Origin of the sequence: Ruegeria profundi, from assembly GCF_049800715.1 — a bacterium.
In the GTDB taxonomy this organism is placed as follows: domain Bacteria; phylum Pseudomonadota; class Alphaproteobacteria; order Rhodobacterales; family Rhodobacteraceae; genus Ruegeria; species Ruegeria profundi_A.
The window spans coordinates 166,370-180,315 of sequence record NZ_JBNAFO010000007.1 but is presented as its reverse complement, the minus strand read 5'-3'; the positions used below and the strand labels follow the sequence as shown (position 1 = coordinate 180,315).

At 59.4% G+C, this 13,946-nt stretch carries 13 protein-coding genes; 7 read left to right on the top strand and 6 right to left on the bottom strand.

Translation table 11 applies throughout. From position 1 onward, the window contains the following. Positions 1-91: 91 nt before the first annotated feature. The 6 genes from ACP15L_RS13310 to ACP15L_RS13285 all read right to left on the bottom strand — a co-directional run bounded on the left by ACP15L_RS13310 (position 92) and on the right by ACP15L_RS13285 (position 6,363). Positions 92-1,024 (bottom strand): hypothetical protein, encoded by a 933-nt coding sequence (locus tag ACP15L_RS13310; RefSeq protein WP_425084523.1) that lies wholly within the window; start codon positions 1,022-1,024, stop codon positions 92-94. 6 nt (positions 1,025-1,030) lie between these two features. Then, positions 1,031-2,344 carry a TRAP transporter large permease gene (locus tag ACP15L_RS13305; protein ID WP_170461618.1) on the bottom strand — a complete coding sequence of 438 codons (1,314 nt, stop codon included), beginning with the start codon at positions 2,342-2,344 and terminating at the stop codon, positions 1,031-1,033. Between the two features lie 4 nt (positions 2,345-2,348). Beyond that, the gene (locus ACP15L_RS13300; protein WP_419738744.1) at positions 2,349-2,873 is read right to left on the bottom strand and encodes a TRAP transporter small permease; all 525 of its coding nucleotides are present in this window, start codon (positions 2,871-2,873) and stop codon (positions 2,349-2,351) included. Between the two features lie 78 nt (positions 2,874-2,951). Then, positions 2,952-3,932: a TRAP transporter substrate-binding protein gene (locus ACP15L_RS13295; protein WP_170378565.1), complete on the bottom strand. Its 981-nt coding sequence runs from the start codon at positions 3,930-3,932 to the stop codon at positions 2,952-2,954. 50 nt (positions 3,933-3,982) lie between these two features. After that, positions 3,983-5,233, bottom strand: coding sequence for an NAD(P)/FAD-dependent oxidoreductase (locus tag ACP15L_RS13290; RefSeq protein ID WP_425084522.1), 1,251 nt, complete (start codon positions 5,231-5,233; stop codon positions 3,983-3,985). Then, positions 5,230-6,363 carry an enolase C-terminal domain-like protein gene (locus tag ACP15L_RS13285; RefSeq protein WP_425084521.1) on the bottom strand — a complete coding sequence of 378 codons (1,134 nt, stop codon included), beginning with the start codon at positions 6,361-6,363 and terminating at the stop codon, positions 5,230-5,232. Before ACP15L_RS13285 ends, ACP15L_RS13290 begins: the two co-directional genes overlap by 4 nt. Before the next feature lie 91 nt (positions 6,364-6,454). On the opposite strand from ACP15L_RS13285, the gene ACP15L_RS13280 reads away from it, so the two are divergent. From ACP15L_RS13280 to ACP15L_RS13250, 7 genes are all read left to right on the top strand, one after another. Further along, positions 6,455-7,381 (top strand): LysR family transcriptional regulator, encoded by a 927-nt coding sequence (locus ACP15L_RS13280; RefSeq protein WP_425084520.1) that lies wholly within the window; start codon positions 6,455-6,457, stop codon positions 7,379-7,381. Positions 7,382-7,455: 74 nt separating this feature from the next. Continuing rightward, complete coding sequence (locus tag ACP15L_RS13275) at positions 7,456-8,166, top strand: aspartate/glutamate racemase family protein (RefSeq protein WP_425084519.1); 711 nt, start codon at positions 7,456-7,458, stop codon at positions 8,164-8,166. Positions 8,167-8,338: 172 nt separating this feature from the next. Then, the gene (locus ACP15L_RS13270; protein ID WP_425084518.1) at positions 8,339-10,078 is read left to right on the top strand and encodes an ABC transporter substrate-binding protein; all 1,740 of its coding nucleotides are present in this window, start codon (positions 8,339-8,341) and stop codon (positions 10,076-10,078) included. Positions 10,079-10,164: 86 nt separating this feature from the next. Next, positions 10,165-11,214, top strand: coding sequence for an ABC transporter ATP-binding protein (locus tag ACP15L_RS13265; protein ID WP_425084517.1), 1,050 nt, complete (start codon positions 10,165-10,167; stop codon positions 11,212-11,214). A gap of 1 nt (position 11,215) precedes the next feature. Further along, complete coding sequence (locus tag ACP15L_RS13260) at positions 11,216-12,289, top strand: ABC transporter ATP-binding protein (RefSeq protein ID WP_170701832.1); 1,074 nt, start codon at positions 11,216-11,218, stop codon at positions 12,287-12,289. Further along, positions 12,289-13,152: a carbohydrate ABC transporter permease gene (locus ACP15L_RS13255; RefSeq protein ID WP_085807799.1), complete on the top strand. Its 864-nt coding sequence runs from the start codon at positions 12,289-12,291 to the stop codon at positions 13,150-13,152. The genes ACP15L_RS13260 and ACP15L_RS13255 overlap by 1 nt, the downstream gene beginning before the upstream one ends. Beyond that, positions 13,149-13,946, top strand: coding sequence for a carbohydrate ABC transporter permease (locus tag ACP15L_RS13250; protein ID WP_170378551.1), 798 nt, complete (start codon positions 13,149-13,151; stop codon positions 13,944-13,946). The genes ACP15L_RS13255 and ACP15L_RS13250 overlap by 4 nt, the downstream gene beginning before the upstream one ends.

Below are 13,946 nucleotides of genomic sequence, written 5' to 3'. Positions count from 1 at the left end.
CAAAGTGACTGCAATCTTAGATCAATTTTTGGGCGAACAACGTCTGAGTGCGTAATCTTCGGGCAATCGCAGGCGCAGCTATTGGCACAGCCTATGGGTCAGACGCGTTCCTTCGATACAGTCGCCGCATCAGGGTCGGGGTCAGGTACATCGGAATCTGGTAGGCTCCGATAAAGACCATGATCGGGGCGATGACCTCGGGCGGCAAAGCCACAAAGAACAGGGCAATATTGCGATTGCCTGCGATCAAGGAAATAGCCGTTGCTTGTGCTGCGGCGCTTCGCCTGCGCAATAGACTGAACATCACGACCTGAGCGCCGAAATTGATCACGCAGGCAAAAGCGACCCAAAACAGCGCTATGCCGGGGGCCTCGAAGGCAGTCGCGCTGAGTGATGGCATCAGGCCGATGACAAAGACCGCCAGGGTGATCGCGCCTAGCCCTTCAAGACTACTGAGCGTGGACGCGGACGGGTTTCTGAGGACAGTCAGGCGCAAGACGATCGCAGCGGAGGCCGCAACGGCGATGGTCAGGAACAAGCGGGCCGAGGCACCGGTGACGGCGCGAAGATCCTCCAGCTCTGGCATGAGCCAGAAGACGGGCAGCGCCGTCAGGGGCAAAAGCGCGGTTCCCACCACCACAAGGCGCACCGCGTGTTCTGCCGGGTGTCCCATCATCAGGCACATGTTCGGGCTGCCGGAAATCGAGGGCGCTGCGGCGACGATGAGCAGTGACAGGAAGATCGGCGAACTCATCCAGCCAGCCGTGTATCCAATGGCCAGAAGCGTCAGCGGTACCGCAAGTTGCAGTGCCGCAATCGTGCGGATCACGCTGTGCAGGTCTGATAGCGAGCCAATGAGTGTTTTTGGCTCCATCCTCAGGACGGTCACGAACAGCAGCAACATGACGAGCGGCGGCAGAAGCGGGTGCATCGGCTCGGCAAGGCCGGGCAAGAGCAGACCGGCAACCAGCCCCGCGACCAGTACAATGGGGCCGTTGCGAGCCGCCAGATGTAGCGGGTTCAAGCGGCGCTACCCGCCGGGGCTCTGACGCAGGTTCTCGGGCAACCAGGTGGCCAGCTCAGGGAACCAGATCAGAACAAAGACCATCAGCACCATGATCAGGAACATCGGAATGGCTGCGCGGGCGATATAGCTCATCTCGTGGTTGGTCATGCCCTGCATCACGAATAGGTTGAAGCCGATGGGCGGCGTGATCTGGGCCATCTCGACGACAACAACGATGAAGATGCCGAACCAGATCAGGTCAATCCCTGCATCGCGGATCATCGGCTCGACCACGGCCATGGTCAACACGACCGACGAGATGCCGTCCAGAAAACACCCCAGTATGATGTAGAAGACCAGCAGCACCATCAGCAGCTCGAACCGTGTCAGTTCCCACCCGGCGATCAGGTCGGCGAGGCCTCGGGGCAGGCCAGTGAAGCCCATCGACAGTGACAGGAAGGCCGCGCCTGCAAGGATCAGGGCAATCATCGCGCTGGTGCGCGTTGCGCCCATCAGGCTTTCGGTGAAGGTTTTCCAGTTGAGCGACCCTTGACCGGCGGCCAGCAATAGTCCTCCGATCACGCCAAATGCGGCGGCTTCGGTTGCAGTGGCATAGCCCAGATACATCGAGCCAATCACCACCGTGATGAGCAGGATCACCGGCAACAGGAAGCGAGAGTTGTGGATTTTCTCGCGGAAGCTCAGCTTGGCTTCGACGTTGGGTTGCCAGTCCTTGCCTAGTTTCGAATAGATCGCGACATAGCCCATGAACATCGCGGCTAAAACGAGGCCGGGCAGGATGCCGGCAAAGAACAGTTTGGTGATCGATTCATTGATCGTGACGCCATAAACGATCAGCGTCAGTGAGGGCGGGATCATCAGGCCCAGTGTCGCCGCTCCGGTCAGGGTGCCGATGATCATACGTTCGGGGTAATTGCGCTTGCGCAGTTCCGGGATCGACATTTTGCCCACAGTGGTCAGCGTGGCCGCAGATGAGCCGGACACCGCAGCGAAGACCGTGCAGCCGACGATATTGGTATGCACCAACCCGCCGGGCAGAGGGGCCATCCAAGGCGAAAGTCCTTTGAACATATCCTCGGATAATCGCGTTCGGTACAGGATTTCCCCCATCCAGATGAACATGGGCAGGGCGGTTAGGGTCCAAGATGAGGACGCTGACCAGATCGTGGTTATCATGACATCGCCGACGGGGCGGGTCGTGAACAGCTCCATCCCGACCCAGGCGACGCCCATCAGGGCAAGGCCGACCCAAACGCCGGTGCCCAGCAGGGTGAAGAGGACGAAGATGAACAGGATGATGATCGAAAGGTTTTCCATGCGCTCATTCCCCCTGGCTTTGGTCGGCCAGATCGGGGGTGATGCGGTGATCCCCCTTGAACAGCACGTGGAGCAGATGGTCGGTTAGTGCGATGGCGAGGATCACGGCGCCGATCAGCATGGCGGACTGAGGAATCCACAGGGCGGTTCTGTCCTGCCCCTGACTGACATCGTTGAATTTCCAACTCCAATAGACAAAGCGGTAGGCGTACCAGCAGAAATACCACATGACCGCTGTGCCGATGGCGAAACACCAGATCTCCAGAACACGCCTGAACCCGTCTGGAACAGCATTCAACAGAATGGACACACGGATATGGCTGCCTCGGTTCAGTGCATTGGCGAAAGCCAGAAAGGACGCGGCCGCCATTGCGTAGCCGGCATAGTCGGGCGCGCCGGGAAAGACCTCTCCGGTCCAGCGGGCCAGCATCTGCACTACGATCAGCAGCAAAATGGCGATGAGGCTCAGCGCGGCCAGTACTCCGGCGGCTTGATAAATGAAATCCAGAACGGACCGAAGCCCACGCATAACCGCCATACTGTCCCCGCTTGGTTTGTTTTTTTGAGATAGTGCAGGCGGCAGAAGGACCTGCCGCCCGATTTGGCGTTATTGCTGTGCGGCGTTGAACGCATCGACGATGGCTTTGCCCTCGTCGCCTGCAGCCTCAAGCCATTCGTTGGTCATGGTGACGCCGATTTCTTTTAGCTCACCCACCATCTGGTCAGAGGCCGGGCCAACCGTCATGCCACCGTCGCGCAGACCCTGCAGTGTGAAGCCGGTATATTCCTTGGCGCGCCAGTTACCGGCATACTCGGCCAGCTCCGCACAGGCTTTGATGACGTTCTTGTTGGCGTCAGACACACCCGACCAGACGTCCGAATTGACCATCACGTAGTTGCGCGGCAGCCAGGCGTCGACTTCGTAGAAATAGTTCAGGCTTTCCCAGACCTTGCGGTCATAGCCGGTCGACCCGGAGGACACCATTGAGTCCGCCACGCCGGTTGCAAAGGCCTGGCTGATCTCGGCGGCTTCAATCGTCACCGGCAGCATGCCCGTCAGCTCGGCCAGACGCGAGGTGGCGTTGTTGTAGGACCGGAACTTGATGCCTTTCATATCGGCGACCGAGTTCACCTCATTCTTGAAATACAGCCCCTGCGGCGGCCAAGGCACGGCGTAAAGCAGCGTCAGGTTTTGCTCGGCCAGCAGGCTCTCGATCGAGGGCTTGGCCGCTTCCCACAGCTTGGCGCTGTCATCGAAGGACGTGGCAAGGAAGGGGATCGAGTCGAAGCCGAACAGCGCATTTTCGTTCTGGTGTCCGGACAATAGGCGCTCACCAATCGGAGCCTGCCCGGTCTGGATAGCGCGCTTGATGTCGGCGCCTTTGAACAGCGAGCCCGACGGGTGGGTCACGATCTCGATCTCGCCGCCGGTTCCGGTTGTTACGCATTTGGCAAATTCAGCACCCGTCGCCGAATGGAAATTCGAGGCCGAATAGGCCATCGGCATGTCCCATTTCTCGGCCATGGCGGGGGCAGCCGCGGCGGCGGTCAATGCGGTTGCCGCGAGAAGGCTGGTGAGTTTCTTCATGATAGTCTCCCTATTGTTATGCGTTGGACTGGCTTCTTGAGCCGAATTATTCATGTTGCGAACCGTGCTGGCGCGTAGACGCTGGTATCTGTGTTTGGCGTGCGCCCTGCGATCATCTGAGCCAGCAAACGGCCGGTTTTTGGGCCGCCGGTCAGGCCGATATGGTGGTGGCCAAAGCCCATGTAGGCTCCGGAAATACCGGGAACCTCACCGATGATCGGGATCGAGTCCGCAGGGGCCGGTCGGTGCCCCATCCATTCTATTTCCTCCTTCCATGTCACGCCGGGCAAGGCTGCGCGGGCGTTCTTGCGCAGCAATTCAAACGGCGCGCGTGAGGGCGGAGCGTCCAGCCCGCCAAATTCGACAATACCCGCCAACCGTATGCGCCCATCCATCGGTGTTGCAACAAATTTACCAGAGGCCACCATGACCGGGCTGCGGGGCATGGCCGATGGTCCAACCAGTTCCAGATGATAGCCACGCTCGCTTTCGAGCGGGACCGAGATGCCCAGCCGTTTGGCCAAAGGCCCGGACCAGACGCCCGCGCTGACGATGGCCGAGTCGCAGGCGATGGTCTCGCCGCCCGCGCGCACGCCGGTGACTTTGCCCGCGTCTCGGATGACATCCTCAACCTCGGCGCGCAGAATGCGCCCGCCATTGGCCTCGACATGGGCGGCAAGGTCTTTCACATAGCGGCCCGGATCGGTGATATGGCCGTGATCCGCCAGCCGAGCGGCAAATGAGATGTCGTGGCTGAAGACCGGGTCATAGTCCTGCAAGGCCTGCCCTTCGAGCTCATCCCAGTGAAACCCATGCTTGCGCCGGATGCCCCACCCAAAGGCGTCCCCTTCGAAATGGGCTCGATCGCGGTAGAGGAACAGATAGTCCGACGGCACCAGCCACTTTTCAGCCCCTGTCCCCTCGGCCAGGGCCTTGTGGTCGTTCAAACTGTCGCCAATGATCGGGGTCAGGGCGGCGGCGATCCGGTCTACTTCGTCAGCTTTTGCGTGGCTCAGGTAGCGGGTCAGCCAAGGCACAAGCTTGGGGAAATAGCCCCATTTCATGAACAGCGGCTCAGATGGGCTGAACAGCATGCGGGGGGCTTTGCCTAACAGGCCCGGCACTGTCACCGGAACGATCGAGCAGGAGGCAAGTACCCCACCATTGCCATGAGACGTCCCCTCAGCAGGTCCTGCTTTATCAATCAGGATTACATCATGTCCATCCCGCTGCAGCCAGACCGCGGCCGAGACGCCGACAATCCCGGCGCCGATGATGGCAATTGTTTTCTTGTCGCTCATGCTGCCCCCGATTTCGCAATCGCATAGTGGTTGAGCTTGGTCACGTCCGGCCTCCCGCCCAGTCCGGGGGCGTCTGGCACGATGACTTGACCGTCCCGCACCTCGAAAGGGGTTTCGAGGATATCTTCGGTCAGGAAATAGATGGCCTGATAGAATTCGCAGCCCAATGTGATCTCGGGCGTTGCGGCGATCATGTGGGTTCCGGCGAGATGGGCCAGGCCTGCTTCGAACATGTCGCCACCATAAGCGCTCAGCCCATGGGTGGCGGCGATGCGGGCGACCGTCTGGCCTCGCGTCAAACCGCCGGATTTCATGATCTTGACCGAGACGCCATCGCAAATCCCCTCACGCGCGGCGCGTTCCATATCCTCGGGGCCAAAGACGCTTTCATCGGCCAGCAGAGGGACGTCGATCATCTGCTTCAACTGCGCCATCATGCCAAAGTGATGCGCCCGCACGGGTTGTTCGATGAAGTCGGGTTGAAACTGTGCCACGTCGCGCACCTGTGCCGGGGCGTCCTCGATGCTCAAGCCTTGATTGTAGTCCACGCGGACGGCCATTTCGGGGTGGTTCTGGGCCAGATATTCAAGTCGCATGATGTCGAACGCGTGATCCTTGAACCCTGTCTTGAGCTTCACGATCCGAACGCCGTCGTCGCGCAATCGCGCCAACAGGTCGATATCCTGCGCGAAGTCAGGATTGGCGATAGAGCAGCTCAACGGGATCGCATCACGGCACTTGCCGCCCAGCAAGGCCCAAACCGGAAGTGAGGAGATGCGGCCAGTCAGGTCCAGCAGCGCGGTCTCCAACGCGGCCTTGGCCTCGGTGCAATGGGCGACGGCGTGGGCGGTCTGGGCCATGATCGCGGCCCGGTCGGACAGGCGCGCGCCTAAAACCAGCGGGCGCAGATAGCGGTCCAGCGCGGCAAACGTTGCCTCGGGCGTGCCGGTAAACACCGACCAGGGTGAGGCCTCACCAAACCCTTGCGTGCCGTCCTCAGTGGTCAATCTGAGGATGACGACCTCGCACGCGCCCTCTACCGAGCCGATGCCGTGATCCCGACGCGATGTCACCGGCAGCGCAAGGTGCCACAGATCATAGCCCGTAATTTTCTGTTGTAGATCAGACATCCCACCTCCGGTCAGGACGCAGCCTGCCTTGACCGGAATATCATTTCAAATACTATATCTTGCTTATACTATCAGAAAAAGTGATGATCTAATGTCCCTCAGATTTCGTCAGTTACAGGCTTTTCACGCGATCATGGAGACAGGTACGGTCACCGGCGCCGCGTCAGTGCTTGGGATTTCACAGCCGGGCATCAGCAACCTTCTGTCTCAGCTAGAGCGCGAGGCGCGCTTGCCTTTGTTCGAACGCACCAAAGGACGCTTGCTGCCCACGCCCGAGGCCGAGCTTCTCTATCGTGAGGTCGATACCGTGGTGCGCGGGCTGGATCACGTGGCGCAGGCGGTTACGGATTTGCAAAACAAACACCCAGGCCAATTGCAAGTCGCCGCCCCGCATATGCTGTCCTTCGGCTTCATGCCGCGCGAGATTGCGCGGTTCTCTCAATCCCGCCAAAATCTGTCTGTCAGCTTTCAATCGCAATATTCGTCGAAAATTCAGGAATGGGTGACGTCGGGCCTGTTCGAGATCGGCATCGTCGAGATGCCCATTCTGCACGACACCCTGAACGCCAAGGTTTTTCGGTTTGAAACGCTGGCGACGTTTCCCGAAAACAGCCCTCTGGCCGCGCATGAGCTCCTGACGCCGGAACTGCTTGAAAACGAGCCCTTCATTGTGATGGGGCCGGAGCATCAAACCCACCGTCGGACGCGCGAGGTGTTTCAGAAAGCCGGGTGCGACTGGCGGACCAAGATTCACACGCACCTGTCAGAGAACCTGCTCAGCTTTGTCAAACAAGGCATGGGTGTGGCTATGATCGACCCTTTCACCGTCTCTTTTGATGGTGAGGCCGGTTATCAAACCCGGCCGTTTCAGCCGCCCGTGATGCTGGATCTTGCGGTTATCACCGCCAAAGGCCGCCCGCTCTCCGCCATCGGGCAGGCGTTTCTGGCGCAGTTGATGACCTCGATTGAGACCTTTGCCGAGGGCGCTGTGCCAGACGAAAGGCAGGCGATCGGATAACGCTGTTGGCAAGTCGCATGAGGATGTGAAACTGTCGGGCGAATTCGACGCTCAGAACTCAGGAGGAGGGGCAGATGATCGCACAAGGGGGGAAATCCATCTACGGGGCGTCGGTGGGTATCTTGATGCTCGATGCGCGGTTTCCGCGCATTCCGGGCGACATGGGTAACGCAACGACCTGGCCGTTTCCGGTGCTGTATCGGATCGTGCGCGATGCCTCGCCTGACCTTGTTGTGCGGCGCGGCGCCGAGGGCATGTTGAGCGCGTTTGTCGATGCGGCCCGTGACCTTGTTCGCGATGGCGCGGACGGCATCACCACGAATTGTGGTTTTCTGTCCTTGTTCCAGCAAGAATTGTCCGAGGCCGTTTCGGTTCCGGTCGTGACCTCGTCGTTGATGCAGGTTGAGATGGTTAATCGCATTCTGCCAGCTGGAAAGCGTGCTGGGGTCCTGACCATCTCGGCCTCAACCCTAACCGAGGACCATTTGCGGAAAGCGCAGGTGCCCGAAGGAACGCCGATCGGGACGACGGAAGGGGGGCAGGAATTCACGCGCGCGATTCTGGGAAACGAGGAGTCTCTGGATGTCGAAAAGGCGCGCGCTGACAATGTCGAGGCGGCTTTGCGGCTGCAAAAAAACCATCCTGAGCTGGGCGCAATCGTTCTGGAATGCACCAATATGTGCCCCTATGCGGCCGATATCCAAAGCGCGACGGGGCTGCCTGTTTTCTCGATTGTCAGCTTTGTGACCTGGTTCCAATCCGGTCTTTTGCCGCCAAGGTTCTGAAATCAGGATACTTCGATATGTCGGGAAAACTCAACGATAACAGCTGTTAAGGCGAAATATTTCTGCCCTCGCGTCAATTACTAAAAATTTAGTTTGACAGATGCGCGGTAAATCGCTGATGTTGGTTGCCATCCGGTTCGCGCCGGAATCCATAGTTTTTGGGAGGAAACAGATGCGGAGACATCTACTTTCCGCAGTGGCGGCGGCTGCCGTCATTGCGGGGCACGGTCCCGTTTGGGCCGACGAAGCCGCAGCACAACGTTGGATCGACGACGAATTCCAGCCATCGACTCTGTCGAAAGACGAACAGATGGGCGAGATGAAGTGGTTCATCGAAGCTGCACAGCCTTATGCCGGCATGGAAATCAACGTTCTGTCAGAAGGCATTCCAACGCACTCGTATGAATCTGAGGTGCTGACCAAGGCGTTCGAAGAGATCACCGGGATCAAGGTCAATCACCAGATCCTCGGCGAGGGCGAAGTGGTTCAGGCCGTTCAGACCCAGCTGCAGACGGGCCGGAACCTCTATGACGGTTACGTCAATGACAGTGACCTGATCGGGACGCACTCGCGCCTGCAACTGGCCTATCCGCTGACCGACATGATGGCGGGCGACTGGGCGGCGACGACCTCGCCGACGCTGGATCTGGGTGACTTCATGGGCATTCAGTTCACCACCGGTCCTGACGGCAAGCTGTATCAGTTGCCTGACCAGCAGTTCGCGAACCTCTACTGGTTCCGCAAAGACTGGTTCGACGACGAGGCCAACAAGGCCGCCTTCAAAGAGAAGTATGGCTATGACCTTGGCGTTCCGGTCAATTGGTCCGCTTACGAAGACATTGCCGAATTCTTCACCAACGACGTGAAAGAGATCGACGGTGTGACAATCTACGGTCACATGGACTACGGCAAACGCGCGCCTGACCTTGGCTGGCGCATGACCGACGCGTGGCTGTCGATGGCCGGTGCCGGTGACGTAGGTGAGCCGAACGGTATCCCCGTTGACGAATGGGGCATCCGCATGGAAGCGGGCACCTGTAACCCTGTCGGGGCCTCCGTCTCGCGCGGTGGTGCGGCCAACGGTCCGGCTGCGGTCTACGCGATCCGCAAGTGGGATGAGTGGCTGCGGGCATACGCTCCTCCGGGTGCGGCGTCTTATGACTTCTACCAGTCGCTGCCAGCGCTTAGCCAAGGCAACGTGGCCCAGCAGATCTTCTGGTACACCGCCTTTACCGCTGACATGGTGAAGCCGAAGTCCGAAGGCAACAACACCGTGGACGACGAAGGCACGCCGCTGTGGCGGATGGCGCCCAGCCCGCACGGCCCCTATTGGGAAGAAGGCCAGAAGGTCGGCTACCAAGACGTGGGCTCCTGGACGTTCCTTAAATCGACCCCCGAGGATCGTGCCCAGGCGGCTTGGCTCTATGCTCAGTTCGTGACGTCGAAGACTGTTGACGTGAAGAAGTCCCATGTGGGTCTGACCTTCATCCGCGACAGCTCGGTCAACCACGAGTCGTTCACCGAACGCGCACCCAAGCTGGGTGGTCTGGTCGAGTTCTACCGCTCACCTGACCGTGTGGCATGGTCGCCGACCGGCATCAACGTTCCGGATTATCCGAAGCTGGCCCAAATCTGGTGGCAGCAGATCGGTGACGTGAACTCGGGCGCCTTCACCCCGCAAGAGGCGATGGATCGTCTTGCCGAGGAAATGGACATCACCATGGCCCGTATGCAGGCCGCGGATGAAAGCGCGGGTGTCTACGGTGGCTGCGGCCCACGTCTGAACGAGCCGCAGGATCCTGCCTTCTGGCTGGAGAAAGAGGGCTCGCCCAAGGCCAAGCTTGAGAACGAAAAGCCGCAAGGCCAGACCGTCAACTATGACGAACTGGTTCAGCGCTGGCAGTCTCAGTAAGCGATTGAAACCGGGGGTGCCGATTGCGGCATCCCCATCCCAAGACCAAGACAGCGCATGGCGCTGCGGGATCGGAATTCACAGACATGATCGAACTTAAAGACGCGACCAAACGGGTCGGGAACGTCATCCATATCAAACCCACATCCCTGACGCTGCAGACCGGCCATTTCAATGTGCTGCTGGGGGCGACGGGATCGGGCAAGACCTCTCTGATAAAGATGATGGCCGGGCTGGACCCTATTGCCTCGGGCAAGGTCTTTATGGACGGGCAGGACGTCACCAAGCTGAACACGCAGAAGCGGCAGATCAGCCTGGTCCACCAGTTCTTCGTGAACTACCCGCATATGACCGTTTTCGACAACATCGCATCGCCTCTGCGCGTGGCTGGTATGGCGAAATCCGAAATCGAAGGCCGCGTGGAAGAGACTGCCGACCTGCTGCAACTGCGCCCGATGTTGCATCGCCGTCCGCACGAACTATCCGGTGGTCAGCAACAACGCACCGCGCTGGCGCGTGCGATTGCGAAAGAAAGCCGCGCCGTGTTCCTGGATGAGCCGCTGGCCAACCTCGACTACAAGCTGCGTGAAGAACTGCGTGAGCAGTTGCCGGATCTGTTTGCCGGGCGCGGCGCGGTGGTGGTCTATGCGACCTCGGAACCCGAAGAGGCGCTTTTGCTAGGCGGTCATACCGCGCTGATGGAAGACGGGTATGTGACGCAGTTCGGCCCAACGGCTGATATTTACCGCAATCCCGAAAATCTGGCCGCCGCACGCGTATTCTCGGACCCCCCGATCAATGTGGCGCGCATCACGGTGTCCGGAGCACAGGCACAGCTTGCTGGCGGCGGCGGCTGGGCGGTTCAGGACATGGCCGATGGCGAATACATGGTCGCCGTGCGTCCGCATCGCGTCACTCCAATCCGCACGTCCGAGGCTGACGTGGAACTGACAGGCCGCGTGATCGTGACCGAGCTTTCGGGATCGGATTCCAGCGCGCATTTCCGGCATGGCTCGGACGACTGGGTGTCTTTGGCGGCAGGGGTTCACCCCTATCAGGTCGGAGAGGATCACAGTTTCTATATGAACCCGGCGCATTGCCGGTATTTCGGCCAAGACGGCCAAAGGGTGGCCTGACATGGCACAGATCAAGCTTTCCAATCTGCGACACAGCTACATGCCCGCGCCGAAAGGCCCCGAGGACTACGCGCTGAAAGAAGTCGATGTCACGTGGCGCGACGGCGGAGCCTATGCACTGCTGGGGCCCTCGGGCTGCGGCAAGTCCACTCTGCTGAATATTATCTCAGGTCTGCTTACACCGTCTGAGGGGCAGATTCTGTTTGACGGTCAGGATGTTACAGCCCTTCCACCCGATCAGCGCAACATTGCGCAGGTGTTCCAGTTTCCGGTGATCTACGACACGATGACTGTCGGTGAAAACCTGGCCTTTCCCCTGAAAAACCGAGGCGTCGATCCCGCCAAAATCAAGCGGCGCGTCGATGAGATTGCCGAGATGCTGGACGTCACGGATATGCTGAACACCCGCGCCAGCGGCCTCAGCCCGGACAACAAGCAGAAGATCTCGATGGGGCGCGGGCTGGTGCGCGATGATGTGAACGCAGTGATGTTTGACGAACCGCTGACCGTGATCGACCCGCATCTGAAATGGAAGCTGCGCTCGAAGCTGAAAGAGTTGCACCAGAAAGTGCAGGCAACAATGATCTACGTGACCCACGACCAGACCGAGGCGCTGACCTTCGCGGATGAGGTCGTCGTGATGCAAGACGGTGAGGTTGTGCAGATCGGCACTCCGGTGGAGTTGTTCGAGCGCCCGCAGCACACCTTCGTTGGCCACTTCATCGGCTCACCCGGCATGAATGTTCTGCCCTGCGAGGCCAAAGGCGACCGGGCCGTGTTTGAGGGCCATGAAGTGGTGTTGGAAGGCCCAACCCATGGCGACGGAGGCCGCACCGATCTGGGTATCCGCCCGGAATATGTGGGCTTCGGCGATACCGGCATTCCGGCGCACGTTACCAAAGTGTCCGATATCGGCCGCCACTATGTGGTCAGCGCGATGGTCGGCAACACGGCCCTCAAGGCCGTGACCGAACACTCTGTGCCTGAACCAGGCTCACAGGTCTTCCTGCAATTCAAACCAGAACAATCCCGCGTTTACCGCGACGGCTGGATCGCAACCGAGGAGCGCAGCTGATGAGAACAGAAAACCAAAAAGCCTGGTTCTTTGTCCTGCCGGTGCTGGCACTGGTCGCGTTCAACGCGTTGGTGCCGATGATGACGGTGGTCAACTACTCGGTGCAGGAAACCTTCGGCAACAACCAGTTCTTCTGGGAAGGGCTTGGCTGGTTCGAGCAAATCCTGCGTTCGGACCGCTTTCAGGCCGCGCTGGGACGGCAGTTCCTGTTCACCTTCCTGATCCTTTTGATCGAGGTGCCCTTGGGTATCATCGTCGCCCTGTCGATGCCGCGCAAAGGCTTCTGGGTGCCGGTCTGTCTGGTCCTGATGGCCCTGCCGATGCTGATCCCGTGGAACGTGGTCGGCTCGATGTGGAACATCTTCACTCTGCCCAAGATCGGCCTGCTGGGCTACTTCCTGAATGACGTTCTGGGCATCAACTATGACATGACGCAACAGCCTCTGTCGGCTTGGATCACTGTCGTCGTCATGGATGTCTGGCACTGGACTTCGCTGGTCGTGCTGCTGTGCTATGCGGGCCTGGTGTCGATCCCGGATGCCTATTATCAGGCCGCCAAGATCGACGGCGCCAGCCCGTGGTCGGTGTTCCGCTATATCCAACTGCCTAAGATGAAAACCGTCCTGACCATCGCCGTTCTGCTGCGCTTCATGGACAGTTTCAACATCTATACCGAGCCCTTCGTTCTGACCGGCGGTGGCCCCGGCAACTCAACAACCTTGCTGTCGATCGACCTTGTGAAGATCGCGCTGGGACAGTTCGACCTCGGCCCTGCGGCCGCGATGAGCCTGATCTACTTCGCCATCACGCTTCTGGTCAGCTGGGTCTTCTACACTTTGATGACAAAGGATGACGCTCAATGAAGAAGCGGTCTCTTATCCCGATCCTCTATATCGCGTTTCTGATGCTGCCGATCTATTGGCTGGTGGCGATGTCCTTCAAGACCACGAACGAGATCCTGTCGGGCTTTTCCCTGTTCCCCCAGACTTTCACGCTGGAGAACTACACCACTATCCTCACCGATCCGACGTGGTATTGGGGCTACATCAACTCGATCATCTATGTGACGATCAACACGGTGTTGTCGGTCTGTGTGGCCTTGCCCGCGGCCTATGCGTTCTCGCGCTATCGGTTTCTGGGCGACAAACAGCTGTTCTTCTGGCTGCTAACCAACCGGATGGCCCCGGCTGCGGTTTTTGCCCTGCCGTTCTTCCAGCTCTATTCTTCGATCGGGCTGTTTGACACCCATCTAGCCGTGGCCTTGGCGCATACGTTGTTCAACGTGCCTTTGGCGGTGTGGATTTTGGAAGGGTTCATGCGGGGTATCCCGAAAGAACTGGACGAGACGGCCTATGTCGACGGCTATTCCTTCCCGCGCTTCTTCGTGACGATTTTCCTGCCCAACATTAAAGCGGGCGTGGGTGTGGCGGCCTTCTTCTGCTTCATGTTCTCGTGGGTCGAGATGTTGTTAGCCAAGACGCTTACGGCGGTTGAGGCCAAACCCATCGCCGCCGTGATGACCCGCACCGCCTCAAGCGCGGGGTATGAGCTGGGTCTGTTGGCAGCCGCCGGAACCCTGACCATCATCCCCGGCGCCATCGTCATCTGGTTTGTCCGCAACTACATCGCGCGTGGTTTCGCGATGGGACGTGTATGA

Coding starts and splice junctions, on each gene's coding strand:
- ACP15L_RS13305 (WP_170461618.1), bottom strand. CDS start 2,344: ATGGAAAACCTTTCGATCATCATCCTGTTCATCTTCGTCCTCTTCACC.
- ACP15L_RS13300 (WP_419738744.1), bottom strand. CDS start 2,873: ATGCGTGGGCTTCGGTCCGTTCTGGATTTCATTTATCAAGCCGCCGGA.
- ACP15L_RS13295 (WP_170378565.1), bottom strand. CDS start 3,932: ATGAAGAAACTCACCAGCCTTCTCGCGGCAACCGCATTGACCGCCGCC.
- ACP15L_RS13290 (WP_425084522.1), bottom strand. CDS start 5,233: ATGAGCGACAAGAAAACAATTGCCATCATCGGCGCCGGGATTGTCGGC.
- ACP15L_RS13285 (WP_425084521.1), bottom strand. CDS start 6,363: ATGTCTGATCTACAACAGAAAATTACGGGCTATGATCTGTGGCACCTT.
- ACP15L_RS13280 (WP_425084520.1), top strand. CDS start 6,455: ATGTCCCTCAGATTTCGTCAGTTACAGGCTTTTCACGCGATCATGGAG.
- ACP15L_RS13275 (WP_425084519.1), top strand. CDS start 7,456: ATGATCGCACAAGGGGGGAAATCCATCTACGGGGCGTCGGTGGGTATC.
- ACP15L_RS13270 (WP_425084518.1), top strand. CDS start 8,339: ATGCGGAGACATCTACTTTCCGCAGTGGCGGCGGCTGCCGTCATTGCG.
- ACP15L_RS13265 (WP_425084517.1), top strand. CDS start 10,165: ATGATCGAACTTAAAGACGCGACCAAACGGGTCGGGAACGTCATCCAT.
- ACP15L_RS13260 (WP_170701832.1), top strand. CDS start 11,216: ATGGCACAGATCAAGCTTTCCAATCTGCGACACAGCTACATGCCCGCG.
- ACP15L_RS13255 (WP_085807799.1), top strand. CDS start 12,289: ATGAGAACAGAAAACCAAAAAGCCTGGTTCTTTGTCCTGCCGGTGCTG.
- ACP15L_RS13250 (WP_170378551.1), top strand. CDS start 13,149: ATGAAGAAGCGGTCTCTTATCCCGATCCTCTATATCGCGTTTCTGATG.